At 61.6% G+C, this 23,336-nt stretch carries 18 protein-coding genes; 5 read left to right on the top strand and 13 right to left on the bottom strand.

Annotated elements, in window-relative coordinates:
* Positions 1–60 precede the first annotated feature (60 nt).
* Positions 61–771, top strand: a complete 711-nt coding sequence (locus tag OQE62_RS04085) for a DUF4197 domain-containing protein (RefSeq protein WP_265720722.1) — start codon at positions 61–63, stop codon at positions 769–771.
* Between the two features lie 71 nt (positions 772–842).
* Here the strand turns inward: OQE62_RS04085 and OQE62_RS04080 are convergent, their stop codons facing one another.
* From OQE62_RS04080 to OQE62_RS04065, 4 genes are all read right to left on the bottom strand, one after another.
* A complete protein-coding gene (locus tag OQE62_RS04080; protein WP_265720721.1) occupies positions 843–1,391 on the bottom strand; it encodes a hypothetical protein in 549 nt (182 codons plus the stop codon).
* A 78-nt stretch (positions 1,392–1,469) separates the two neighbouring features.
* The gene (locus tag OQE62_RS04075; protein WP_265720720.1) at positions 1,470–2,108 is read right to left on the bottom strand and encodes a hypothetical protein; all 639 of its coding nucleotides are present in this window, start codon (positions 2,106–2,108) and stop codon (positions 1,470–1,472) included.
* Positions 2,105–3,502 (bottom strand): selenium-binding protein SBP56-related protein, encoded by a 1,398-nt coding sequence (locus OQE62_RS04070; RefSeq protein WP_265720719.1) that lies wholly within the window; start codon positions 3,500–3,502, stop codon positions 2,105–2,107. The genes OQE62_RS04075 and OQE62_RS04070 overlap by 4 nt, the downstream gene beginning before the upstream one ends.
* Before the next feature lie 152 nt (positions 3,503–3,654).
* The gene (locus OQE62_RS04065) at positions 3,655–3,825 is read right to left on the bottom strand and encodes a hypothetical protein (protein ID WP_265720718.1); all 171 of its coding nucleotides are present in this window, start codon (positions 3,823–3,825) and stop codon (positions 3,655–3,657) included.
* Between the two features lie 99 nt (positions 3,826–3,924).
* Between OQE62_RS04065 and OQE62_RS04060 the strand changes: the two genes are divergently transcribed.
* Entirely contained in the window at positions 3,925–4,830 is a 906-nt protein-coding gene (locus OQE62_RS04060; RefSeq protein ID WP_265720717.1) for a LysR substrate-binding domain-containing protein, read from the top strand.
* A 307-nt stretch (positions 4,831–5,137) separates the two neighbouring features.
* Here the strand turns inward: OQE62_RS04060 and OQE62_RS04055 are convergent, their stop codons facing one another.
* The 6 genes from OQE62_RS04055 to OQE62_RS04030 form a co-directional block, all read right to left on the bottom strand.
* Positions 5,138–5,353 carry a hypothetical protein gene (locus OQE62_RS04055; protein ID WP_265720716.1) on the bottom strand — a complete coding sequence of 72 codons (216 nt, stop codon included), beginning with the start codon at positions 5,351–5,353 and terminating at the stop codon, positions 5,138–5,140.
* Positions 5,354–5,405: 52 nt separating this feature from the next.
* The gene (locus tag OQE62_RS04050) at positions 5,406–7,622 is read right to left on the bottom strand and encodes a S9 family peptidase (protein WP_265720715.1); all 2,217 of its coding nucleotides are present in this window, start codon (positions 7,620–7,622) and stop codon (positions 5,406–5,408) included.
* 70 nt (positions 7,623–7,692) lie between these two features.
* A complete protein-coding gene (locus OQE62_RS04045) occupies positions 7,693–9,153 on the bottom strand; it encodes a sodium:solute symporter family protein (RefSeq protein ID WP_265720714.1) in 1,461 nt (486 codons plus the stop codon).
* 7 nt (positions 9,154–9,160) lie between these two features.
* Positions 9,161–9,547, bottom strand: a complete 387-nt coding sequence (locus OQE62_RS04040; RefSeq protein WP_265720713.1) for a RidA family protein — start codon at positions 9,545–9,547, stop codon at positions 9,161–9,163.
* Between the two features lie 144 nt (positions 9,548–9,691).
* The gene (locus tag OQE62_RS04035; RefSeq protein ID WP_265720712.1) at positions 9,692–11,140 is read right to left on the bottom strand and encodes an N-acyl-D-amino-acid deacylase family protein; all 1,449 of its coding nucleotides are present in this window, start codon (positions 11,138–11,140) and stop codon (positions 9,692–9,694) included.
* A 15-nt stretch (positions 11,141–11,155) separates the two neighbouring features.
* Positions 11,156–12,022 carry a MurR/RpiR family transcriptional regulator gene (locus OQE62_RS04030; RefSeq protein WP_265720711.1) on the bottom strand — a complete coding sequence of 289 codons (867 nt, stop codon included), beginning with the start codon at positions 12,020–12,022 and terminating at the stop codon, positions 11,156–11,158.
* Between the two features lie 191 nt (positions 12,023–12,213).
* Here OQE62_RS04030 and OQE62_RS04025 point away from each other — a divergent pair, with 191 nt between their 5' ends.
* From OQE62_RS04025 to OQE62_RS04015, 3 genes are all read left to right on the top strand, one after another.
* Positions 12,214–13,431, top strand: a complete 1,218-nt coding sequence (locus OQE62_RS04025; protein ID WP_265720710.1) for an amino acid deaminase — start codon at positions 12,214–12,216, stop codon at positions 13,429–13,431.
* Positions 13,432–13,494: 63 nt separating this feature from the next.
* A complete protein-coding gene (locus OQE62_RS04020) occupies positions 13,495–15,843 on the top strand; it encodes a beta-N-acetylhexosaminidase (protein WP_265720709.1) in 2,349 nt (782 codons plus the stop codon).
* 65 nt (positions 15,844–15,908) lie between these two features.
* On the top strand, positions 15,909–16,763 hold the full coding sequence (locus tag OQE62_RS04015; protein WP_265720708.1) for an SMP-30/gluconolactonase/LRE family protein: 855 nt from the start codon (positions 15,909–15,911) through the stop codon (positions 16,761–16,763).
* A 156-nt stretch (positions 16,764–16,919) separates the two neighbouring features.
* Here the strand turns inward: OQE62_RS04015 and OQE62_RS04010 are convergent, their stop codons facing one another.
* The 3 genes from OQE62_RS04010 to OQE62_RS04000 form a co-directional block, all read right to left on the bottom strand.
* Entirely contained in the window at positions 16,920–18,437 is a 1,518-nt protein-coding gene (locus OQE62_RS04010) for an FAD-dependent oxidoreductase (RefSeq protein ID WP_265720707.1), read from the bottom strand.
* Entirely contained in the window at positions 18,434–19,999 is a 1,566-nt protein-coding gene (locus OQE62_RS04005; RefSeq protein ID WP_265720706.1) for a tryptophan halogenase family protein, read from the bottom strand. The genes OQE62_RS04010 and OQE62_RS04005 overlap by 4 nt, the downstream gene beginning before the upstream one ends.
* A 232-nt stretch (positions 20,000–20,231) precedes the next feature.
* Positions 20,232–23,324 (bottom strand): TonB-dependent receptor, encoded by a 3,093-nt coding sequence (locus OQE62_RS04000; RefSeq protein ID WP_265720705.1) that lies wholly within the window; start codon positions 23,322–23,324, stop codon positions 20,232–20,234.
* Positions 23,325–23,336 lie beyond the last annotated feature (12 nt).

Below are 23,336 nucleotides of genomic sequence, written 5' to 3'. Positions count from 1 at the left end.
ACTTCCCGCCCCGGGCAGATGCGGTAGCATTGCCGCATCTGCAACCGAGGAGAATTCCCCATGAAACACTGTTGGCTACTGACCGGGATGCTGGCGCTGGCCGGCTGCCAGAATATGGATGCCGTGGCCCCCTGGGTCGATGTGGGCAACCAGGTGGCCAGGAACGCGGGCTACGATACCGATTCCCGAATCGCCGGCGGTATCAAGGAGGTCCTGCACACCAGCACCGACCGCGCCAGCAGCAGCCTGTCACAGACCGGCGCCTTCCACCTGCGGCTGCCGGCATCGGTCCAGCCGCTGGCCGACAGCATGCGCCAGCTGGGCTTCGGCAGCCATGTGGACCAACTGGAAAACGCCATGAACCGCGGCGCGGAACAGGCCGTGGCCGAGGCGGCACCGGTATTCAAGCGGGCGATTACCGGCATGAGCGTCGACGACGCCCTGGGTATCGTGCGCGGCGGCAACACCGCCGCCACAGACTACTTCCGCGGCCGTACCGAAAATGCCCTGCGCCAGCGCTACCAGCCGATTGTGGAAGCCAACCTGCGCAAAACCGGTTTCTACGATCAGTACCGGGAAGTGCTGTCGATCTACGAAAACCTGCCCATCGCCAACAAACCCGACATGGACCTGGAGAGCCATGTGATCGACAGCAGCATGACCACGCTCTTCGGCCGTATCGGTGAAGCGGAAACGCTGATTCGGAAAGACCCGGTTGCACGGGGCAGTGTGTTGATCGGACAGGTATTCGGCGCCACGCAGGGGCAATAAAGCGCCCCGCGCGGCTGGATGGCCGCCGCCCGCGGGCGGCGGCGGTTTAGCGGTTATGGCTCAATGCCGGGCTACTCCCAGAATTTCCACCACTTCTTGCTGTTCTCCTCACGGGCTTCCTGTCCCTGCTGCGAACCTTTATCCGCCTCTTTGTGGACCTGCGCGGACTTTTTCTCCGCCTGTTTTTCCAGGCCACTGCGCTCTTTTTCCCCTTTGCGCCGCTGCTTCCCGTGCTTTTTCTCCGCTGCTGCAGCGTCTTCCCCGACAGCCTTTTCTTTCGCTTCGGACGCCCGATTCATCTCATGCCTTATCTCGTCGTTTTTTTTCTCCGCTTCCCCGCGGCGCTCCTCTGCTTCCCGGCGGTGCTCCTCTGTTTTCCGCTGGCGCTCCTCGGCCTCGGCACGTTTTTCGACGGCCGCCTCGCGGCGCTTCGCGGCTTCGTCTGCGGCCCTGTTTTTCATCGCCTCCCGGCGTGTTTCCATCTCCTCCCGATCGGGTTTGCCCTTGTCGGCAGAATCCGGCTTTTGCGCCAGAACGGGAGTGGCGACGAGCAGGACTGCGAGAACGGAAATTGGTAATCTGGTCATGCGTGACTCCTGGCTTTGTAATGGTTGATCCAACCTCAGCGGATTGATAGCGCAAAATAGGGGCAAAATCTATCGGGGGAGTCGGTATACTGGCAAACGGTCTGCAGGCATCTATGCCGAGCCGGCCATCAGCAGCGCAACGATACCCACCAGCAACAGCGCCACCGCCCAGATCAGGTCGAAGTTGATCCATTTCTGTCGCAACACCGCGAGCCCGAACTTGCGGTAGATCAGCCAGGCGCAGCTGCCCATGACAACCAGCATCGACAGGGTGTGCACACCGACTGCCAGCAACATGGCGCCGTTTGCGGATGCGGCCATGCCCGCGTGGCCGCGATGGCTGTCCGCCCCGTCGGCCACGCCCAGCAGCGCCGGCACCAGCATCAGCCCGGCGCCGTGGGCAGTGGCCATCAGGAAGGACCACCAGAAGAGATCGAGCGCGCCCACCTTCATTCCCACCCAGCGCGGGTGGCGGTAGTAATTGAACAGCTTGTAGATTCCCAGTGCCAGCAGGGCGGCCGCCGTCAGCCAGCGCACCAGTTCCAGCGGCACGAAGCGCAGGCCCGCCATTACCAGCAGTACCACGGCGACAATCGCCGCGGCGTGGCCGGCGGCAATCGGCAACAGTGAATACCAGATCACACGCTCGCTGCGCTGCTGCAGTCCCAGCGACAGGGCAAACAGCCAGCCCATTCCCGGATTCAGACCGTGAAAAGCGCCGAACGCGAGCATCGCCAGCCAGGGCGTCACGAGGGGTAACAGTAGGAGTCGGTGGAGGCGTCGCCCCCCTCCAGCCTTACCTGGTGTACGCGGGTTTTGCCGAAGTCGACAAAAAAGTCCGGATCGATGTCCATACCGCCGTCCGGACGGGTATTGACCTTCACCATCCAGCCGCTCATGCCACCGGGATAGAATTGGTCGTCCCAGCTGCTGTAGAGAGAGTTGGTAAAATAGACACGGCGACCGTCGCGGCTGATTTCCACCATCTGCGGCGCGCCCAGCAATTCGCCCTCGGCTTTGGGGTGCCCCTTCCGGTTGACGACGCCACCGATCTCCACCTTGCCGGTGAGCTGTGGCTTGAACGGATCGCTGACGTCGTACTGGTGCAGCTCACCGGTGCCCCAGCAGGCTACGTAGAGAAAACGGTCGTCGAGGGACAGGTCGATATCCGAGACCAGCGGCGGCACCGCCTTGAAGGGTTTCAGCGCCTCCGGCAGCACATCCTCTTCCGCGGGTACCGGTGGAATGGTGATGACTTTCTCCATCTGCCATTCCCCGCCCCGGCGCCGCCAGGCCCAGACCGAGGCCGACAGATCCTCGGTACTGACCACCACGCCGGCAAAGCCGTACTGTTTTGTGGGATCGTGGGCCGGGCGCAGCTCCAGCAGCATCTGGTGTTCTTTGCCGATATCGATACTCTGTTGCAGGCGGCGCTTGCGCAGATCCCAGAAGTGAATCCGGTGGCCGTATTTATTGCCCAGCAGGTCTTCCGGCACCAGGCCGTTTTCAAACTGCGACGGCTTGCCCCACTCACTGCTGATCAGCACATCCTCCGCCAGGTGCCACCAGAAATCGTAGGCCAGTTCCTGGTCGCCGCGGTGCAGTTCCCAAGGGCCGATCACGTCGAAACTGAAATGATCCAGCAGGAAGATACCGCCGGGCCCGTCGTCGCCGTTTTTCGATCCCATGGCGGAGATGTAAATGGCGTCCGGCCCGCAGTGCACCGTGTGCGGGCGGCTGTAACCGGACTTCTCCATCACCTCCTCCGGCTCCAGGGTTTTGACAATCTCCGGCCTGCGGGGATCGGCCTTGGTATCGATGATATAGATACGCGAGCTGCGAAGACCCGGAACCACGAGATAGCGGCGCTCCAGGTGCGGGTGTGGCGCATAGGGGCAGAGTGCCGAACTGCAGGCGTTCCATCCGAAATGGTGCAGCTCATCGCCGATATTGGGCAACTCCAGTTGGTGTACCACCTGGCTGTAGCTGCCGGAATCCGGATCGAGATCCACTACGCAGATGGCATCGGGTTTATTCTCACCGTCCGGGTTGAGTGCCGCCACATAGGCGTGCCGCTCGGCCGGCGCCTGCATCGCCATTTTCGCGGACGGATAAAAAGACGGGTCGGGCTTCCACAGTGTCATCGGAGGCCTCCTTGCGAGGTGGAGAGTTGAAGCTGCCTGGGCGAGGCCAACAGTATAGGAAGCCCCGGCAGACGATTGCCACAGCCACGGAGCACTACAACAGGCAAAGGGCGCCACAACGCCGGACAAATTGAAGAACCGATAATCTGTGATTATTTGAACTGCGACCGTCCCTCCAGATCCAGTGCCCGTGCGATTTGCCGCAGCAGATGCTCCAGGCGGCGGCGCAACTCCGCCTTCCCCCGCGCCGGTTTCTGCTCATTGTGGACATTGGTCTCTACACCGCTACATAATCTGTTGCTAGCATCGTTGTTGACCGACATCTTTCGTTCTCCTCGTGGACTTGATCACGAGCGCTATTCTTCCAGCGTTCGGGCCGGCGTACGAACGATCCATTATTTAACAAACTATAAGAAAACCTTATGGAAAGAATCCTGTCTCACCTGGGGGCCCTGCGCTGTGTCGAGGCTGCGGCGCGCCACCATAGCTACTCCAGGGCCGCAGACGAGCTGCACGTAACCCAGGCTGCGGTCAGCCAGCAGATCCGCCAGATCGAAGAGGTGCTCGGGGTAAAGCTGTTTATCCGCCGCGGTCGCAATATGGAGCCCACCAACAAGGGCCGGCACCTGGCCGGGCAGTTGAACAGGGGATTTGAGGCAATTGTCGACGGTGTCCACCAGATCCAGACCGAACCGCTTGCCGGCACCCTCAATGTCACCACTACCCAGTCCCTGGCCACCATGCTGCTGATGCCCAATTTGTGGAAATTCCACCGGCAGCATCCGGAAATCGATGTGCGGGTCATGGTGTCCACCAAACAGGAGGACCTCAGGCACGGCGATATGGATGTGGCCATTCGCTTCGGCTTTTTTGAACAGTCGGAATTGCACCAGACAATACTGTTCGAGGATCCCCTGGTGGCACTCTGCACACCACACCTCTTGGAGCATATGGATCTTTCCACCCCGGACAAGGTCAAGGACTGCCTGCTGGTCGATGCGGCTTACCGGCACACGGCGGACTGGCAAACCTGGCTGAAGCTCGCCGGTGTGGATTTCGTGCCGGAAGAAATCAGGTGGCTCAGGGTCAGCAACCTGGATGTGGCGCTGAGCGCGGTAATGTCCGGACACGGGATTTTCCTGGGTTCCCTGACGCTGTCGAAGCAACTGGTGGAAGCGGGCAGCCTGGTCAAGCCTTTCCCTTACCAGATCGAAAACGGTATCCGTTACAGTTTTTTATACGATGAGTCTTCGCCGCGGGCAGAACGCATCCGGGCCTTCGGGGACTGGCTGTTCAATCTGGTGCGAGAGTCGGGCGATATCCGTTGAAAGTCGACCGTTAGCATCGACTTCAAACGACTTTCGATCCCCTCAAGAAAGGGATAGGGGGAGCATAAGCCCTGATGGCCCCAGGATGGGGAAACGGCCGGGTTATTAAGGGTCTCATAATTGTATTAACAGTTGTCCAGGTTCCTTTAACAACGGGCGAGTCCTGTATTCGCTCCATGCCATCGTCATTCCGGACTTGTTCCGGAATCCAGGCCGACGGGGCACCTCCGCTGGATCCCGGATCAAGTCCGGGATGACGGCCCGGAGGGTGGACTTTGGTCAAAACAATTTTGAGACGACTAATATGTCACTTTTTCACACCCAGTCTGTCCAGGTACATTTTCAGTTCGGCCTCACTCATATCCACATATTCCACCACCCGCCCATAGAGCATTGCAGTGGGCACGCTCCGGCCGCCCCGTTCGCGCTGGGTTTCGTCCAGTACATGTAAAACTGTCCGCTCTGTGCGAGTGAGGCCGTCGCGGACGTCGGGAATGTTTTCCTGGAACTTTTGGTGGTCCATTGTCACTCCATTAAAAAACCGGGCAGCGCCCGGTTTTTTTGAAAGAGACCTGTCAATCCGACGCTGCTTTCAGGTGGCGGTTGAAGAAATCCCGAATCATGGTGTACTGGTGGATCCGGGTCTCTTTGCCACGCAGGCTGTGCTTCTTGCCGGGGTAGGTCATCAGCTCGAACTGTTTGCCCTGGTCCTGCAATTGCTTGATCAACCTGGTCGTGTTGGTGAACAGCACATTGTCGTCCGCCATACCGTGGTAGATCAGCAGCGGGCCTTTCAGATCTTCGCTGTAGGGGAATACCGATGAGGCCTCGTAGGCATCCGGCACCTCGTTGGGGTTGCCCATATAGCGCTCGGTATAGTGGGTATCGTACAGGGACCAGTCGGTAACCGGTGCGCCTGAAACCCCGGCCTGAAAATAGTCGCCGGCCTTGAACATGGTCATCAGCGCCATATAACCGCCGTAGCTGTGGCCGTAGACGCCGATACGCTCACCGTCCACATACGGCAGTGAGCGCAGGAACCTGACTCCGGTGACCTGGTCTTCCACCTCGACGCTGCCCATGCGGTGGAAGATCGGGTTTTCAAATTCAGTGCCACGATGGGCGGAGCCGCGGTTGTCCAGGGTGAAGACGATATAGCCCTGCTGTGCCATATACTGGTTGAAAGCGCGATCCCAACTGTTGGTTACCAGCTGGGCGTGTGGGCCACCGTACAGGTAGACCAATACCGGGTAACGCTTGTTTTCATCGAAATCCGCCGGCTTGTACATGCGGTAATAGAGCTGGTGTCCCTGTGGCGCTTTTACGGTACCGAACTCCGGCGCTATCCAGTCTTTCCTGTAGGGATATAGCGGATGGCCTTCGACCACGGCGTTTTCTTCCAGCCAGGTCACCTGCTCGCCATCGGCCCGGTGCAGGCTGACCTGGGGCGGTGTGGTGGTATTGGAAAACTGGTCGATATAGCCGGATGCATCCTCGGCAAATTCGATACCGTGCATACCGGCGCGGCGGGAAATCTTTTGCGGCAGGTTATCGCCCTGCCCGTCCAGATCGACCGTGTAGAGATGGCGCTCCATCGGCGTATCGCGGCGGCCGGTAAAGTAGAGTTTGCCATTTTCTTCATCCACGGCCTCCAGCGCATCCACGGCCCAGTGTCCATCGGTCAGGCGGCGCACAATCCCGCCATCCAGATCGTACAGATACAGATGCTTGAAGCCATCGCGCTCGGAGGCCCAGATGAAGTGATCGCTGTCTTCGAGGAAACGCAGGTCCTTGTTGAGATTGATCCAGCTATCGCTGCGCTCTTCGACCACCACTCGGTCATCGCCGCTGTCCAGGTTGAACAGGTGCAGGTCCAGTCGTTGCTGGTCGCGACTCTGCCGCTGGTAGCTGAGCAGGTTATCGCGGGCCCATTTCACCCGCGGGATATAGATATCCTCGTTGTCGCCCAAATCGATCCAGCGGGTTTCGCCGGAATCCAGGTCCAGCACACCCAGCCGGATTTTGACATTGGGCCGGCCGGCGGCAGGATAGCGCTGCTGGATCAGGTCGATGCGATCGGCGTAGATCTCACTGCGGGTCACCTCGTCCACCGGCGACTCGTCCACGCGCAGGTAGGCGATATGGCGATCGTCCGGTGACCACCAGTAACCGGTCATGCGATCCATTTCCTCCTGGGCGACGAATTCGGCCATGCCGTTCTTGATCGGGCCCTCGCCATCAGTGGTGAGTCGGCGCTCTTTGCCGGTTTCCAGATCGACGAGAAAAATATCCTGGTCGCGGATAAAAGAGACGTAGCGCCCCCCGGGCGACACGCGCACGTCGGTTTCGAAGGCTTCGGTTTCGGTCAGGCGGCGCGCCTTTTTATTGCCGAGGTCGTAGTGGTAGATATCACCCGCCAGTGGGAACAGCAGCGCCTCGCCATCGCCGGACCAGGTGTACTCCATGATACCGCTGCCGTAGATACGTTGGCGCTCGCGGCGCGCCTTTTCCTCATCGGAAAGCACCTCTTCCCCTTTGTGCAGGGAATCGGCGTTCACCAGCATGCGGGTCTCGCCATCGGCGATGTTGTATTCCCACAGGTCATAGCGGTTGTAGTCCTCCTCGCGGCCCTGCAGAAAGGTGACCCGGCGGCCGTCCGGCGAGTATTTCAGCTCGCGGGGCGCAGTGCCGCCCAGAGCAGGGTCGGAGAACAATCTTTCGATCGTCAACTCTTCGGCGGAAGAAAAACTGGCAAAAGCGCAGCTCAACAGGATAAGCAGACCTCTTTTCATGGGGGAACTCGTTGTTATCGTCACAAATCGAACGGGACCGCAATGCGGACCCGCAACAGTGACCTCGATTCTACTGCTGCCCCGATAACGGCGCCAGTCTGCCCCGCCGCTCACGCTGCAGTATCTGTAGCGCTTCGCGGGCGTCTATCGTTTCCGACGGTGTGGCCAGACTGACTCCGACCGCCGCCACCAGTGCCGCAGCCAGCGAAGGCAGCGCCGGATTACCCCAGAAATCCTGCGCTGTCCAGATCACCAGTTGCGATACAACAGCACCGGCCGACAATGCCGCAACGGCCCCCTGCCAGTTGAAACGCGTCCAGAAACGACCCAGCAGACCGCAGACACACAGACCCGTCATCACCGTGGAAATCATCGCGGTGATATAGCCGATCAGGTCGTCGGACAGTGCCACCAGCAGCAGGGCGATACCGATGACTGCGACCAGCCCCGCGCGGGAGTAGAAAATCTCGCGTTGCGGATCCATCGCCCGGCTGCGAAAAACAAAAGACAGGTCGCGTACCAGTACCGTCACCCCGGCCACGGCGTCGGAACTGGCGCTGGACATGGTCGCCGACAGGCCGGCTATCAATACCACCATTCCCGCCCCCAGGGGCAGTACCTCCATGGCCAGATAGGGAAAGGCGAAGTTGCGGTTATCCAGTTCCGGATTCAGCGCGAAAGCCGCCATGCCGATAATGGCCGGCACAGCGCAGAAAAACAGATACAGGATACCGGAAGCGAGGAAGGACCGGCGCACTGTCTGTTCACTGCGGGCCGAATAAATGCGCTGGCGGAACGACGGCGTGGCCAACACACCCACGGCAATCACCACCACCAGCGATACCCCATGTAATATTCCACCGGTATTTTCAGAAGCCGTCGAAGTACCCGGCCCCGACTGTGCCGCCAGCAACGATTCCCAGCCACCGACCTGCTGCACGGCCAGCACCGCCATCAGCACAAAACCGACGAACAGCACAATGGCCTGCAGGGTATCGGTCCATACCACTGCGCGATAGCCACCTACCACAACGAAAATTGCAAAGCCCAGGGCGATGATCAGCTTGGCTGCAAACAGGTCGATTTCCGCAATCCACGCCAGGTACAGGCTGCCACCGAGAATATGTGCCCCCAGCCAACCGATACAGGCGATAAAGATCAACACCGCCACCAGTCTCCGCACCAGTGGGTTGGCGCCCACATAGTAGGAAATTTCCTCGCTCATGGTGGCAAAATTCAGGCGGCGCACGGACGCGAAGCAGAAGGCCAGTAACAGGATACCGACGGCACCCCCAACACCGTAGAGAGTGCCGGTCCAGCCATTGGCGTAGCCGAAGCCCACCGCCCCCATGGAAGAACCGGTCCCCACCATGGTGGCCACGGTGGTACCGATGGTCAGGAATACCGGCAGGCCGCGACCCGCCAGCAGGAAGTCGTCACCGCTGCACTGCCGTCGGGACGCCAGCCAACCGAGCCCGATCAGGCAGGCGATATAGGCGAGAAAAATGGAAAGGAAGAAACGCGAGTCCATGGCGGGGTTACGCCTCCCTGTAACACACCACGCCGACTTCCACCTTGCAATCCACCACCAGGTCACTGACGGAGCAGATACGGGCCGGGGGGTGATCGCCAAACTTTTCCCGGAAGACTTTATTGAAGGACTGGAAGTAGCGCGGATCGGTGAGAATAACGGTAACGTGAACCACATCGGCGGCCGAGTAGCCGGCCTCATCCATGATCGCGAAGCAGTTGTCGATAGCCAGTTGCGACTGCTCGACGATACCGCCCTCAACCACTTCTCCTTCCAGCATCGGCGTCTGCCCCGAGACGTGGAGCCAGCCACCGGCCTCCACGGCCCTGGAGAAAGGCAGGCGCTGCCCGCCGGTGCCCGTGCCGCCCTCGGCGCCGTAACGTTTGATGGTCATAGAAACCTCCGGTGAGTCTACTTCTATTATTGTTATTCCGGTTTCGGTGCGAAACCGCCATGGAAGGCGGTCATACAGAAAGTTCATGCAGCGGTCATTCGCCACGGCGTGATATACGCCCACTCCATGGCCGGGCCCGAAACCTCATAGAAACACTTGGCGACTGCGCGAGAGCAAATATCCACTGCGCGCCGGCTGTACACTACCGTCACTGTAACTGACCGCACCGTTGACCCAGACGCTTTCGATCCCCTTTGCCGGACGCTGGGGATTCCGGTAATCCGCAGTGGACTTGATACGCTCGAAATCAAACAACACCAGGTCCGCATAATTGCCGACTTTTATCTCTCCACGATCCGTCAGGTCGAATTCCCGCGCGGAAAGCCCCGTCATTTTGTGAATGGCCACCGGCAATTCAAACAGTTTCAGCTCGCGGCAATAATGCGCGATCACCCGCGGAAAGGCGCCCCACAGGCGCGGGTGCGGATGCGGATCGTTGGGCAGGCCGTCGGAACCGACCATGGTAAACGGGTGGCTGAGGATATTCAGCACATCCTCCGCCGACATACAGTGGTAGACGGCACCGGCGGGTTGCAGTTTTTCCGCCGCCCGCAGCAGCGACAGATTCCAGTCCTGTGCAATGTCGGCCAGCGGCCGGCCGCCCTGGTCGGGAAAAGGTTCCGACCAGGTAATAAAAATATCCGCGTCCGCCGCCACCTGCGCCAGGTCCAGGGTGCTGGAGCTGGCGGTATAGGGGTAGCAGTCGCAGGCCACTTTCTGCTGCGCGGCGGCGTTCTCCAGGGTTTCCAGCACTTCGCCGCTGCGCCCCCAGTTGCCGCGGCCGGCGCACTTAAGGTGAGAAACGACCAGCGGCACCCGCCCTTCTCGGGCGGTAACCAGGGCCTCGCCCATGGCTTCGAGAATCCGGTCAAACTCGGTGCGCAGGTGTGTGGTATAGACGCCGCCCAGCCGGCCCAGTTCGATGGCCAGGGCCATCACTTCACTGGTATCCGAGTGGCGCGCATTGGCATAGGCGAGCCCGGAACTCATGCCCAGCGCTCCTTCCAGCAGCGCCTCGCGCAGCTGCGCGCACATGGCCGACAACTCATATTCAGAAGCACTGCGATCCAGCGACGACATCTGGTTGTTGCGCAGCGACGTGTGGCCGATCAGCGCACCCACGTTCACGTTGGGGCGGGCGCGCTCCACGGCGGCGGCATAGTCGGCAAAGCGGGGATAGCGGAAGTCGCCCTCGACACCGAGCAGGTTGAGGGGATCCGGCGGCGCTCCGCGCAGGGAAACCGGACTGGCACTGATACCACAGTTGCCGACCACCACCGTGGTCACGCCCTGGCTGACTTTGGCCGCCATCTGCGGGCGGAGGATCACCTCGAGATCGTCGTGGGTGTGCACATCGATAAACCCCGGCGCCAGATGCAGACCCTCCGCATCCACCACCCGCTCCGCGGGGCCATCGATACACTCGGCAATACGCTCGATACGATCGCCGACAATGGCGATATCCGACTGGTAAATGGCAGCGCCACTGCCGTCGACAATCTGTGCGTTGCGTATTACCGTGTCATAGCTCATCGAAATTCCGTTTTGTCAGTCACCGAGCGGCAGGCGATCCTGCCCCAGCTTGTGCCTGTCCAGTGTGTGTTTCAGACGGCGCAGCGCTTCGCGGCTCCGGCGCTTGTGTCTGATCGCCAGCTCCGTGGCCAGTACATCGATCGCCGCCAGCATCACGTAGCGGGATGCACTGGGTTTGAAAATATAATCCGTCTCCAGCGGCTCGATGGGAATCAGGTGATCCACCACCTGCCCCAACGGGGAATCCTCCACCGTTACCCCCAGCGTCTGCGCCCGGTACTCGCGGGTAATTTCCGCCGCCTCCTGCACATCCGGGCTGTAGCCGCCCAGCGACAGGCACAGCACCACATCGTTGGCATCGATGGTGGAAGCCGCCATACGCATCAGCATCGGATCCGAATAGGCGGTGGCCGGAAACCCCAGGCGAAAAAAGCGGTGCTGACACTCCTGCGCCATTACCGTGGAGCCGCCACCCACACCGAAAATCAGGATCTGCCGTGCGCGCGCCAGCGTTTCAACCGCCGGCTTTACCACATCCTCCGTCACCAGCCGGGCATTGTGATCCAGTGCCGACTTGATGGATTCGTAGACGCCGTAGATGCCGCCCGGTTCTACCTTCACATCGGTGTAAAAGCGCTGTCCCACCGCCAGCGCCTGTGCCAGGCGCAACTTCAGGTCGCGCACGTTCTTGCAGTCCACCGCCCTGGCAAAACGCGTGATGGTCGCCTCGCTGACGCCGGCCTTTTTGGCCATTTCGCTAATACTGGCATGGGCGGCGAACTCCATATCATCCAGTACCAGCCGTGCAACTTTCTGTTCCGCATCCCGCAGGTGGTCGAACAGTGCATTAATGCGCGAAACAATATCCGGTTCGTGACTCACTGGAGTTTCCTGTTGCTGTGCATTCTTACCGCTCCGACAACTGTATTTGTGCGCAGAGCACACCGAACCTGATGATACGAAATCCGGTTGAGTATAGACATCGTGTTTGTTATTTTCAATACTTGAATAATATTTGTGGTAAAAACTATCATGCAGTTCCATCGCCCTACTACAACAACGACAGGTACACCATGGCCACACCACAGGATTCCCCCGGACCCAGCACGCCGCTGAACCTGTTGCGCGAAGAACTGCTGCTACCCGTCGCGGTCGTCTATCGCTCGCACTTCCTCAACAACCTGCACTGGATGCAGTCATTTGCCGACCGCTACGGAGTAGCGCTGGCCCCCCACGGCAAAACCACCATGACCCCGGCCTTCTTTCGCGAACAGATAGCCGCCGGTGCCTGGGGCATCACCCTGGCCACCGCCCCCCAGGCCGCCGCGGCCGCCCGCGCCGGTATCCGCCGGCTGCTGATGGCGAATCAGTTGGTGGGCAGACAGAATATGGAGCTGATCAGCGACCTGCTGGCGGAGGCCGGCAACGAGTCGGTGGACTTCTATTGCCTGGTGGACTCCACGGATAATGTGCGGCAACTGGGCGAATTCTTTTCCGCGCGCGGGCAGCAACTGCAGGTGCTGATCGAGATCGGCGTACCCGGCGGGCGTTGCGGCTGCCGCAGCCGCGAAGCGGTGGAAGCCGTCTGTGCCGCGGTCGCGGCCCAGCCGGCACTCGCGCTGGCCGGGGTGGAAACCTACGAGGGCCTGATTCACGGCGAGCACGCCGAAGCCCGCGTGCGCGAACATCTGATCAGTGTGCGCGACCTGTGCATCGACCTGTTGCGAGAAGAATGCTTCGATACCGAGCGGGCCATTCTGACCGGCGCCGGCTCCGCCTGGTACGACCTGGTGGCCGAGGTGTTTACCGAATGCGACGAGCCGCGGCTGCTGCCGGTGATTCGCCCGGGCTGCTACCTGATTCACGACTGCGGTATCTACAGGGAAGCCCAGCGGCAGGTGATGGAACGGCTGCACAGCAAACCCATGCCGGACGGCGATCTGCAGTCCAGCCTGGAAGTCTGGGCCTATGTACAGTCGCTTCCGGAAGCGGGCCTGGCGATACTGGGTCTGGGCAAGCGGGACGCGGCCTTTGATGCCGGGCTGCCACAAGCGAGCCTGTACTATCGACCGGGCTCGCCAGCGCCCCGCCCCGCTCCGCACAACTGGCGGACAACGGCGATCATGGACCAGCACTGCACAATGGAAATTCCCGCCGATGCGGACCTGGGCGTAGGCGATATGATTGCCCTATCCACCTCCCACCCCTGCCTGACCTTCGACAAATGGCGGCAGATCCATATGATCGACGACGAGTACAATCTGTTGCGGCGCGTGGAAACCGAGTTCTGATTGCAAATGTCAAAAAATAAATATCAAGGCCATCGCAGGGTCCGCCTTTTACTACTGGCCACAATGTTCGTCTCGGCCGCCAACGCCCTCGGGAAAGAACCCCTGGCACTGATGCCCTACCCGCAACAATTTCAGAGACAGCAGGGGCAACTCCAATTGGGCGGGGAACTGGCACTGGAAGTGCGCGGCCCCGCTTCCGCGCGCCTCGACGGCGCGCTCGAGCGTTTTCGCCAGCGCCTGCGGCGCCAATCGGGCATAGAACTGCGCGGCGGGACCCAAGCGGCGGCAAAGCTGACAGTGGAAATTGCCCGCGAATCGGCTGCCATTACCCGCCTGCAACAAATACAGCCCCCGGCCGAGGGCTACCGTCTGCGCGTCGGCGCCGAGGGCATACAACTGCGCGCGGAAACCGACCTGGGCGCACTGCGCGGGCTGCAAACCCTGCTGCAACTGATCGGCGACGGCGGCCAGCTGGCCGCCATCAGCGTAGAAGACCAGCCGCGCTTTCGCTGGCGCGGCCTGCTGATCGATTCCGTGCGCCACTTCTTTTCCGTGGACACCATCAAACGCCAGCTCGACGGCATGGCCGCGGCCAAGCTGAATATCTTTCACTGGCACCTCACCGACGACCAGGGCTGGCGCCTGGAATCCCGCCACTACCCAAAACTGCACAAACTCGCCTCCAACGGCCACTACTACAGCCGCGAGCAGATCCGCGAGGTGGTCGATTACGCGCGAGCGCGCGGTATTGTAGTGGTACCGGAGATCGATCTGCCCGGCCACGCCAGCGCCATCGCCGTGGCCTATCCGGAGCTGATGTCGGCGCCCGGCCCCTACGAGCCGGAGGAGCGCTGGGGTGTACACACGCCTCTGCTCAACCCCGCCGATGAACGTGTGTACGAATTTGCAGGGAAGATTCTCGCGGAGGTGGCGGAACTGTTTCCGTTCGAGTATGTGCATATCGGCGGCGACGAAGTAAATCCCCGCGACTGGCTCGAAAACCCGCAGATACAGGCGCTTATGCGCAAACAGAAACTGCCGGAGCCCGCTGACCTGCACAACTATTTCAACGGCCGCATCGCCGCGATTCTGCGCAAACTCGACCGCCGCATGATTGGTTGGGATGAAGTGCTGCACGAAAATCTGGCCTCCGGCACCGCGGTGCAGTCCTGGCGCGGTCCGGATGCCCTGGGCAATATCGCCCGCGCCGGTCACCCGGCGATCCTGTCCACCGGCTTCTATCTCGACCAGCCACAGACCGCCGCCTACCATTACCGCAACCGCCTGCTGCTGGCGCCATACGAATTCAGGCTCGCGGAGCGGGAAACATGGCAGCGCCGGCAATTTACCCTGCCGCGCAAACGCGGCAGCGCCATCGAGGGCAGCTTCACCCTGGTGGAAAAACCTTCCGGAGAGATGCGCGGCTTTATCGATTTCTCCGGCAAATCCCGCCGACCGCTACACAGTATCGACACCCGTCACGGTATCACCCGCTTCGAGCTGGATACCTGGATGGGGCCGCTCGAGGCGCGGCTGGACCTGGGCGGGACAAAACTGCGCGGCGATATGCTGGTGGGCAATGTCGCCTACACCGCCGGCGGTCAACTGATTGGCGGCAGTCAACTGGAAGGCACTTCGATTCCCGCGGCCCTGCCGGCCCCGCGATTGAGCGAGCGGCAAAAACAGAATATTCTCGGCGGCGAGGCCGCCCTCTGGTCGGAAATGGTGGATGAAAACAGCATCGACCTGCGCCTGTGGCCGCGCGCCTTTGCCGTAGCCGAACGCCTCTGGTCACCGCGAACGCTGCGCGATCAAGCATCGCTGTATCGCCGCCTGCCGCAGGTTTCCCGCTGGGCCGCTGAATCCACAGGGCTGAAGCACCGGCAGCAACAACGAGAGGCACTGGCAAAGCTGGTATCCGACGACCATTTCGAAGCGGCGCTGGTACTGAGCGAAGCGCTGGAACCGGCCCACTACTACCACCGCCACCACGAAAAGTCGGTACACGAAAGCTATTCCCGCCGCGACCCGCTAAACCGCTTCGTCGACTCACTGCCGGCAGAGAGTTTTGCGGTAAGGGAGCTGCAAAAGAATATCGACCAGTGGCTGGCCTCGCCCGGGGCGGAGTATCTGCAGGCGCTCGACGCACGGCTGATACGCTGGCGCGACAGTGCCGAGACACTGCGCAGACCGGATCAACCCGATGCCGATATCCGCCGGCTTGCGCAACAGCTATACCGGGTAAGCGACCGCGGCATCGCCCTGATCGAGCTGTTGCAAGCGGGCGAGTCTCCCGACGCCGACACCGCGGCATCCATTCGCGCCCAACTGCGCGAGGCGCAACAGATGCACGGAGAGGCGGTGGTCGCCGCGGCCTATCCGCTGGAACGGCTGCTGGATGCGAGCTACTGATATTTTTGCCACAACTGATGGGCACGTCGCTGCGCGCCTTTGCCCATCCTACGGAGCTGTTGAAAGTGAAAAGAACCCTTTTACTATTGGCGACTCTGCTGGGCGCCTGCGCGGAAACCCCGCAGAGTACCGAGGACTGGGTGGCCGAGCACCGCTTCACCGACGGCGTGGAGGGCCCGGCCATCGACGCCATGGGCAACCTCTACGCAGTCAATCTGGGCCGTCGGGGAACCATTGGCATAGTACGCGGCAAAGACAGAGAGGAAATTTTTGCGCAACTGCCCGCAGGCAGCACCGGCAACAGTCTCCGTTTCGATAGCGACGGTTTTATGCTGGTAGCCGACTATACCGGCCACAATATCCTCAAGCTGGACCCCCAGAGCGGCGAGCTGGTGCAACAATTTCACAACGACAGAATGCACCAACCCAACGATATCGCTATCGCCGCGGACGGCACCGTCTACGCCAGCGATCCGGACTGGCAGAATGGCAGCGGCCAGTTGTGGAAAATGGACGCGGATGGCCACTTTACCCTGCTGGAAGCGGACATGGGCACCACCAACGGTATCGAGTTGAGCACGGACGGCCAGCGGCTGTATGTCAACGAGAGTGTGCAGCGGAAGGTCTACGTCTACGATATTCAAGCGGATGGCAATATCGCCAACAAGCGGCTGCTGATGGAGTTTGCCGACCACGGCCTGGACGGCATGGCGGCGGATGCAGGCGGGAATCTCTATATCGCCCGCTACGGCGCCGGCGAGGTACTGAAAATTGCCCCGGATGGGGAGAGGCTGTCTTCCATCGGCCTGAAAGGGCAGCACCCCACCAATATCGCGCTGAGCAGAGACGGCAAACGCGCTTTCGTCACCATGCAGAAGCGCGGCAATATCGAGAGCTTTACCATCGATCAGACACACTAAATACCAAGGTAGGGTGCGCCCGATCGGCACCACCGGAGTTTTACTGCGGCCGCAGGTGATGGGCACGTCGCTGCGCTCCTTTGCCCATCCTACAAAGAGCGTCGGCTTAGCTTAGAGGCATTCGCGTCAGGGCCTATTTAAGATAGTCCAGCCCTCTCATGTCCCCGTATTCTGTTTCTTGCTCTGTACCAGATAGCGCAGATATTCGTCGTGCCCCGGCATTGAGGCCACAGCTCTGGCCATCAGCGTACGCATGCGCTCGAGCTGCTCCGCGATCCAGCCCGGATCCATGGCCGCGACAATCGCATCCCGCTCTTGCGGCCAGTGGTTGTGGCCCAACAACAGGGAAATCCACAGCGCCTGCGGCATCGGATCTCCCTCGTAGAACGGCATTATGCCGCGCTGGCGGAACAGGTCCAGGCGGTGCTGGAGGGCATCCGATACCGGCAGTTCGGCGGCCCGCCGCCAGAACTGACCATCGATACCGGCACCGAGCCAGGCGTGCAGGCGGGCAAAATCCCGGCGGTGTTCGAACTCCAGTGCGGCGCGGCGGTTGAATTCATCGCGGCTGCGGGAGAAATCGCGGCTTGCCGGAAACTGCTGCAGCAACCGCACCACGGATTCCTGTGCCCAGTGCAAAGGCCCGGTTACAAAACTGTCCAGGCTCTGCGCGGCTTCGCCCAGGGCGATACAGTTGCCACTCCAGCTCCGTCGGCGCCGGCCGGGCGAGACGGCGCGAAAGGCTCCGTCTTCCTTTTCATTGCCCCCCGACCACTGGCGCAACAGTGCCAGCGCCCGTTCATCGGCGATCAGCTCACAACAGAAATACAGTGTCGCCTCGGTGCCGGTGGGCGCGGACACCGAATATATCCAGCCCTGCTCCAGCGCCGCAAGAGTACTGTGGGGCACAGGTCTGTCGGGGGTAAAAGTCACGCTGACACAGCGATCCGCCGGCATACAATCGCCGGCATGGATCCGGGGTTCCGCCAGTGCTTCGCCGATCAGCCGCGCGCAGCGGCCGCTGCAGTCCAGGTAGAGATCGGCTTTCAGGGGCGCCCGGCGATCGGTCAGGCACAGCTCCTCGATCTCGCCGAGCGCATTGCGCTCCACCCCGGCCAGCGCCGATTCCACCACTTCGACACCGGCCGCCAATGCCCGCGCTCTCAGCATCCCGGTATAGATGGCTGTATCCAGTTGCAGGCCGTAGTCGAGCCCGGCAAACAGGGAGCCCGGTTTGGGCGACGGCGGCCGGTAGCGGCCCTGTCGCGCGGCCAGGGCGGCGACGGAATAGTGATCGTAGGGCGTGCTATCGCCGCGGCGCCGTTGCTGCGCGGCGAAGCCGTGAAAATCCCGGCGCTCCAGCATAAAACCGTGGGCGGCGAACGGCAGGAAGTGGTCGCCGCCGTCGCCCTGCCAGTTGCGGTAGGCAGTGGCCAGGGTATAGGCGGCGCCGCCGCGGGTGACCAGATCCACCTCGTCGACGCCGGCGAGGCGATTGTAGCCGCGTATCGACGGCAGGCTGGCCTGGCAGCGCGGGGACTCGCCGCCCTTTTCCGGGATATCCAGCAGCGTGAACTTTACGCCTTCGCCGAGCCGGCCGGCGAGCATCGCCGCGGCACTCCAGCCGGTAACACCGCCGCCGACGATCGCCACATGTGTAACAGAAGCGCTCACGAGAAGACTCCGTACAGGCTCATCGCCGCCGGCGGCCAGGCCTGGGGTCGGCCCTGCGCCGCATCCAGTGCCTGCAAGGCGCTCGCGTGTGCGGGCAGGGTCTCCGCCAGCGCCGCCACTTCTTCGCGCAGCGCGGCCAGTTGCCGCTTTAATGCCTCTGCCCCCGGCGTATCGGCGCCCGGGTGCCAGCGCTGCGGAACAATATTCTGGCCGATATAGACGGCGATCCAGCTGGGCTCCAGAAACATGCCTTTCTGGTAGTGTTCCACCTGCCCCTGTTCGCGGAACAGATCCATCTTGCGCTGCAGGCTGTCGGGCAGCGACAGATTCCGGCAGTCATTCCAGAAGGGCGTGTCGTCGCGCTCGCTGGCGCAGTAGTGCAGTATCAGAAAATCCCGCACCCGCTCGTACTCGGTGCGCATCAGGCGGTTGAATTCATCCACCGCCGCCGGGGCGATCCGCTCGCCGGGAAACAGGTCGATCAGGTGCATGATCGCCACCTGAATCAGGTAGATGCTGGTGGATTCCAGCGGTTCGAGAAAACCGCCGGACAGGCCGATGGCGACACAGTTTTTGCGCCAGCTCTGCGCACGCACCCCGGTGCGGAAGCGCAGAAAGTTGGGCTCTGCCAGGGGTTCCCCATCCAGCCCGGCGAGCAGCTCGTCGCAGGCCTGGGTGTCATCCATATAGCGGCTGCAATACACATGGCCGTTGCCGGTGCGGTGCTGCAGGGGAATGCGCCAGCGCCAACCCGCACCGCTGGCGGTGGCGCGGGTAAAGGGCGGCGGCTCGCCGACGCTTTCACTGGGGATGGCCACGGCGCGATCGCAGGGCAACCATCGACTCCAGTCCTCGAACTCCACTCCCAGTGTTTTTTCCGCCAGCAGCGCGCGGAAACCGCTGCAGTCGATAAAGAAATCGCCGGCGACGGTTTCGCCGGATTCCAGTTTCAGCGCGGCAATCAAACCGCTTGCGGAATCGCAGCTCACCTCCTCTATGCGCCCGTCGATATGCCGGACACCGCGGGCTTCGCTGTAGTCTTTGAGAAAGGCGGCATAGCGGTTGGCGTCGATATGGAAGGCGTAGCTGTACTTGCTGCGCAGATCCGATTCCTCCAGGGCCGGGTAGGCGAAACGCCCCTTGCGCGCAGCGACGGCGCCGATGGCGTAGTCCTCCAGGGAACTGCGATCACCCAGTGCGCGCCCGCGCAGCCAGCTATGCAGAAAGCCGCACTCGTACAACGGCCGGCCGTAGACACCGAAGGGGTGAATATAGCGATCGCCGATTTTTCCCCAGTCGACAAACTCGATTCCCAGCTTGAAAGTGGCGCTGGTCGCGCGCATAAACTCGCGCTCGTCAATGCCCAACAATTCGTTGAAAAAGCGCAGATGTGGCACCGTGGCCTCGCCCACACCGACGGTGCCGATGGCCGAGGATTCGATCAGGGTAATGCGATAGCGCTCGGTACCCAGCAACCTGGCCATGGCGGCGGCGGTCATCCAGCCGGCGGTGCCGCCGCCGGCGATAACGATGTTGCGGATCCCGGGGTCTGTTGTGGACATTGCTTTTCAATCGCTTTTTATAGCTCGAGCAGCCGATCTCTCGCGGCATACGTCGAGGCTTGAGCTTTTTATCATTTTTTTCCGGCGGGCCTGCGGCCCGCTTGCCGAGCTGGAGCTCGGCGTTCCCAGGGGAAACTACCCGGCTCCGAGCAGTCTATTCCGCAAACAGAGACGTGTCGGAGTTTTATCAGCAAGGCGGCCGGCCGGAAAATCGGCCGGCCGCCCCGCGGGTTTAGAACTTCGCCCGGAACACCAGTGCGTAGCGGCGGTCGGTGGTGAAGTTCAATGCATCGGTGGTAGTGCCCTCCTGGTCCAACTGTACCTCGGTGCGGGTTTCGGTTTCCAGCAGGTTGCTGGCCTCTAGCCCCAGCTCCATGTTCTCGTTGATGTTGTAGAACACGGAACCGTCCAGGAAGCCCGCGGCCTTGGCGTAGACCGGCGCGAATTCGTTGGAGTCGCGGCGGGTTACCAGGTAGCGGGAGCGCCAGTTGTAGGCCAGGCGCAGTGACAGGTCCTCGTATTCATACATACCGGTGACATTGTAGTTCTCGTCCGAGTAACCGGGCAGTGGCAGATCGCTGAAGGCGCGGAAGGTGTTGCGATTGTCGATAATCGGCGTGCCGTCCGCGGTGAAGCGTACCGAGCCCACCTCTTCATCGCTGCGCTGGTCGTTCAGGTCCTGCTGGTCGATATAGGTGTAGTTCAACTGCAGCCCCAGGCCGCTCCAGGCACCCGGCAGGAAGTCGTAGAACTGGGTGTAGGACAACTCCAGACCGCGCAGGGAGCCGGAGCCCTGATTGACGGGGCCACTGAAGTTCACATCCTTGGTTTCGCCGGATTCACTGGTCACCGACTCAACGAAGGAGCGTTCGCGGAACAGATTGTCGATATCCTTGTAGAAGATACCGCCGGTCAGTGAACCGAGTTCGGCGAAGTACCACTCGGCCGTCAGATCCAGATTCAACACCTCTTCCGGTTCCAGATCCGGATTGCGCGCCGCGCCGTAAAGCTGGATGTTCTCCACCGCCGTGGTCGGGTTGTAGTTCCAGGCGTTGGGATTGTCTACCGCCGGGTTGCCATCCGCACCGATATGGTCCGCCAGCACACTGACAATGCGCGAGTAGCGGGTCTGGTCGAGCGTGGGGAAATAGAGCCCGTTGGAGGCGGCAAAACGCAACACCACATCCTCGTGCAGACCGGCCGCCAGGTTGAAGCTCGGCAGTACGGTGCTGTAGTCGGTGCCCTCCACCGTCTGCAGTTCGGAGGCGGTGCCGTCGGCAAAGGCGAGAATATCCTGCGGATAATAGGGCGCAGCATTGGCCGAGGGGGCCGCCGGCATGGAGGTGTAGCCAGAGGATTCCAGTTGATAACTCACATAGCGCAGGCCCAGGTTACCGCGCAGCGGCACCGCCAGCTCGTCGTTACCGAAGTCCAGGCGGAAGTAGGCTTCCGTGCGCTCCTCGTTGGTGGAGCTGATATGCTGCGGCGCAAAGGGCGATCCCGGCGCAATGCGGTTGCCCAGATCCGGATTGGCCAGGTAGCAGTCCGCGGAGGTCTGCGCCGGCGAACTGGCGGCGTTGCCGCCGTGGGCGACATTGCTGATACCGGATTCACAGGCGCGGCGGGTAAACTCGACAAAATCTTCCGCGCTGGACATTTTCGGGAACAGGAAGCTGTCTTGCCCCTGCAGGCGGTTGCCGGAATCGTAGAAATCCCCCAGGTCCACGCGCTCCCATTCGTCCGGTGCCATCGACGGTGCGCTGGCGGACATACTGCCGGCGCCGCCCCAGCTGATGCCGGCCACACCCCAGTTGGAATATTCCGTGTCGCGGATGGTCAGATCCTTGTCGGAATAGTAGGCGCCGCCGGAGACACTGCGCACCCAACCGGCGTCCACTTCGAAATCCACGTCCAGACTGAAGGCGGTGCTCTCCGCATCGTTGTCCACATCCTGGTCCAGCAGTGTGCGCAGATAGAGATCGGGGGTGCCCGCCTCGGCGGAAGCCGGATCCGGATTGCCCAGGTTCGGGTTCAGGTACTCTATCTGCGGCCGGCTGCCGGTCAGGTCGACATAGGTATCGGTCACCGTATTGGCGGCGCCGGCGTTGATGCCGTAGTTTTTCACCCGCTGGCTGGCCTCGATGCGCTGTGCGTCCAGCTCGATACTCAGGCGATCGGTGGGAGTCAGCACCACATTGAAGGACATATCCTCCACCTCGTTTTCGGTGCTGTTGAAACGGGAGGACAGTAGATAGGGCAGCACATTGTTGCGGATGGTGCCGCTGGTAAACATGCCGTTTTCATCGAAGGTGGCTTCGGTGTCCGGCGCCAGGTTCAGGTCTGTCTGCTCGCCCAGCACGAAGCCCTGTCCCTGCTGGCCGATGACCCGTTCGCGCCAGGTCAGTGCCGCATCGGAATTGATGTACTCGGCGGTGGCGACCACCGTGCCGTCGTTGTTCTGCCACTGCAATGAGCCCGCCAGGCCCTGGCGCTCGCGGTCGTTGTTGGCGGTGCGGATGGACGTCTGCCCGGGGAAAAAGACAACGCTGTCTTCGTAGCCCAGCAGCGGACCGCCCTCGGTGTCGGCGCCCGGGCCGCGGGAATAGAAGTTGGCCACGCCGATACCGTCGCCGCGGGTCTTGTACTCGGATTCGGAAAAGCTCAGCAGCGCGCCGAACTCACCCGCGCCTGTCTGCCAGCGGTCGCTGAACAGGAAGGAGTAGACCGGCGTGGTTTCGCCGCGGAAGTCGCTGTAGCTACCCTTCACGCTGCCGGTAATCAGCGCCTCCTCCTGATCGAAGGGCTTGCGGGTAACCAGATTGACGGTGCCGCCGATACCGCCGGCCACCAGGTCCGCGGTCTGGTTTTTGACCACTTCCACCGCGCCCAACAGCTCCGGCGGAATATCCTCGAAATTGAGACCGCCCTGCGGATTGGCACTGAAGGAGGTGCGGCCGTTGATTTCGCTGCGCACCCGATCCAGACCGCGCACCAGCACGCCGGTGCCCTCGTCGGCGTAGTGGTTGGGGTCCTCGGAGGAGGCGAAACGCTCGATACTGACACCGGGCAGGCGCTGCAGCGCCTCGGTGACACTCTTGTCCGGCAGTGCGCCGATATCCGACGCGGTGATGGCGTCGACCACCGTATCCGCATCGCGTTTCATGGACTGGGCCGAAATCAGGTTATCGCGTATATCCCCGTAGACAACGATTTCCTCGATTGCGGCACCTTCGCTCTCCTGGGCCCCGGCCGCGGCCGGCAGCAGGCCGGATACCGCGCCGTATACCGCCAGGCTGAGCAGCTTCTTGTTGAATGTGGTTGGCATGATTAACCCTCA

The organism is Microbulbifer halophilus (assembly GCF_026183675.1).
Classification (GTDB): domain Bacteria; phylum Pseudomonadota; class Gammaproteobacteria; order Pseudomonadales; family Cellvibrionaceae; genus Microbulbifer; species Microbulbifer halophilus.
Note: the sequence above shows the minus strand (reverse complement) of the source record. Positions and strands in the feature narration are given on the sequence as shown.

Excerpts from the sequence above, each read along its gene's own strand:
- OQE62_RS04025 (WP_265720710.1), top strand. The coding sequence starts at position 12,214 with ATGGCCACACCACAGGATTCCCCCGGACCCAGCACGCCGCTGAACCTG.
- OQE62_RS04040 (WP_265720713.1), bottom strand. The coding sequence starts at position 9,547 with ATGACCATCAAACGTTACGGCGCCGAGGGCGGCACGGGCACCGGCGGG.
- OQE62_RS04055 (WP_265720716.1), bottom strand. The coding sequence starts at position 5,353 with ATGGACCACCAAAAGTTCCAGGAAAACATTCCCGACGTCCGCGACGGC.
- OQE62_RS04000 (WP_265720705.1), bottom strand. The coding sequence starts at position 23,324 with ATGCCAACCACATTCAACAAGAAGCTGCTCAGCCTGGCGGTATACGGC.
- OQE62_RS04060 (WP_265720717.1), top strand. The coding sequence starts at position 3,925 with ATGGAAAGAATCCTGTCTCACCTGGGGGCCCTGCGCTGTGTCGAGGCT.
- OQE62_RS04005 (WP_265720706.1), bottom strand. The coding sequence starts at position 19,999 with ATGTCCACAACAGACCCCGGGATCCGCAACATCGTTATCGCCGGCGGC.
- OQE62_RS04070 (WP_265720719.1), bottom strand. The coding sequence starts at position 3,502 with ATGACACTGTGGAAGCCCGACCCGTCTTTTTATCCGTCCGCGAAAATG.
- OQE62_RS04085 (WP_265720722.1), top strand. The coding sequence starts at position 61 with ATGAAACACTGTTGGCTACTGACCGGGATGCTGGCGCTGGCCGGCTGC.
- OQE62_RS04065 (WP_265720718.1), bottom strand. The coding sequence starts at position 3,825 with ATGTCGGTCAACAACGATGCTAGCAACAGATTATGTAGCGGTGTAGAG.
- OQE62_RS04035 (WP_265720712.1), bottom strand. The coding sequence starts at position 11,140 with ATGAGCTATGACACGGTAATACGCAACGCACAGATTGTCGACGGCAGT.
- OQE62_RS04045 (WP_265720714.1), bottom strand. The coding sequence starts at position 9,153 with ATGGACTCGCGTTTCTTCCTTTCCATTTTTCTCGCCTATATCGCCTGC.
- OQE62_RS04050 (WP_265720715.1), bottom strand. The coding sequence starts at position 7,622 with ATGAAAAGAGGTCTGCTTATCCTGTTGAGCTGCGCTTTTGCCAGTTTT.
- OQE62_RS04020 (WP_265720709.1), top strand. The coding sequence starts at position 13,495 with ATGTTCGTCTCGGCCGCCAACGCCCTCGGGAAAGAACCCCTGGCACTG.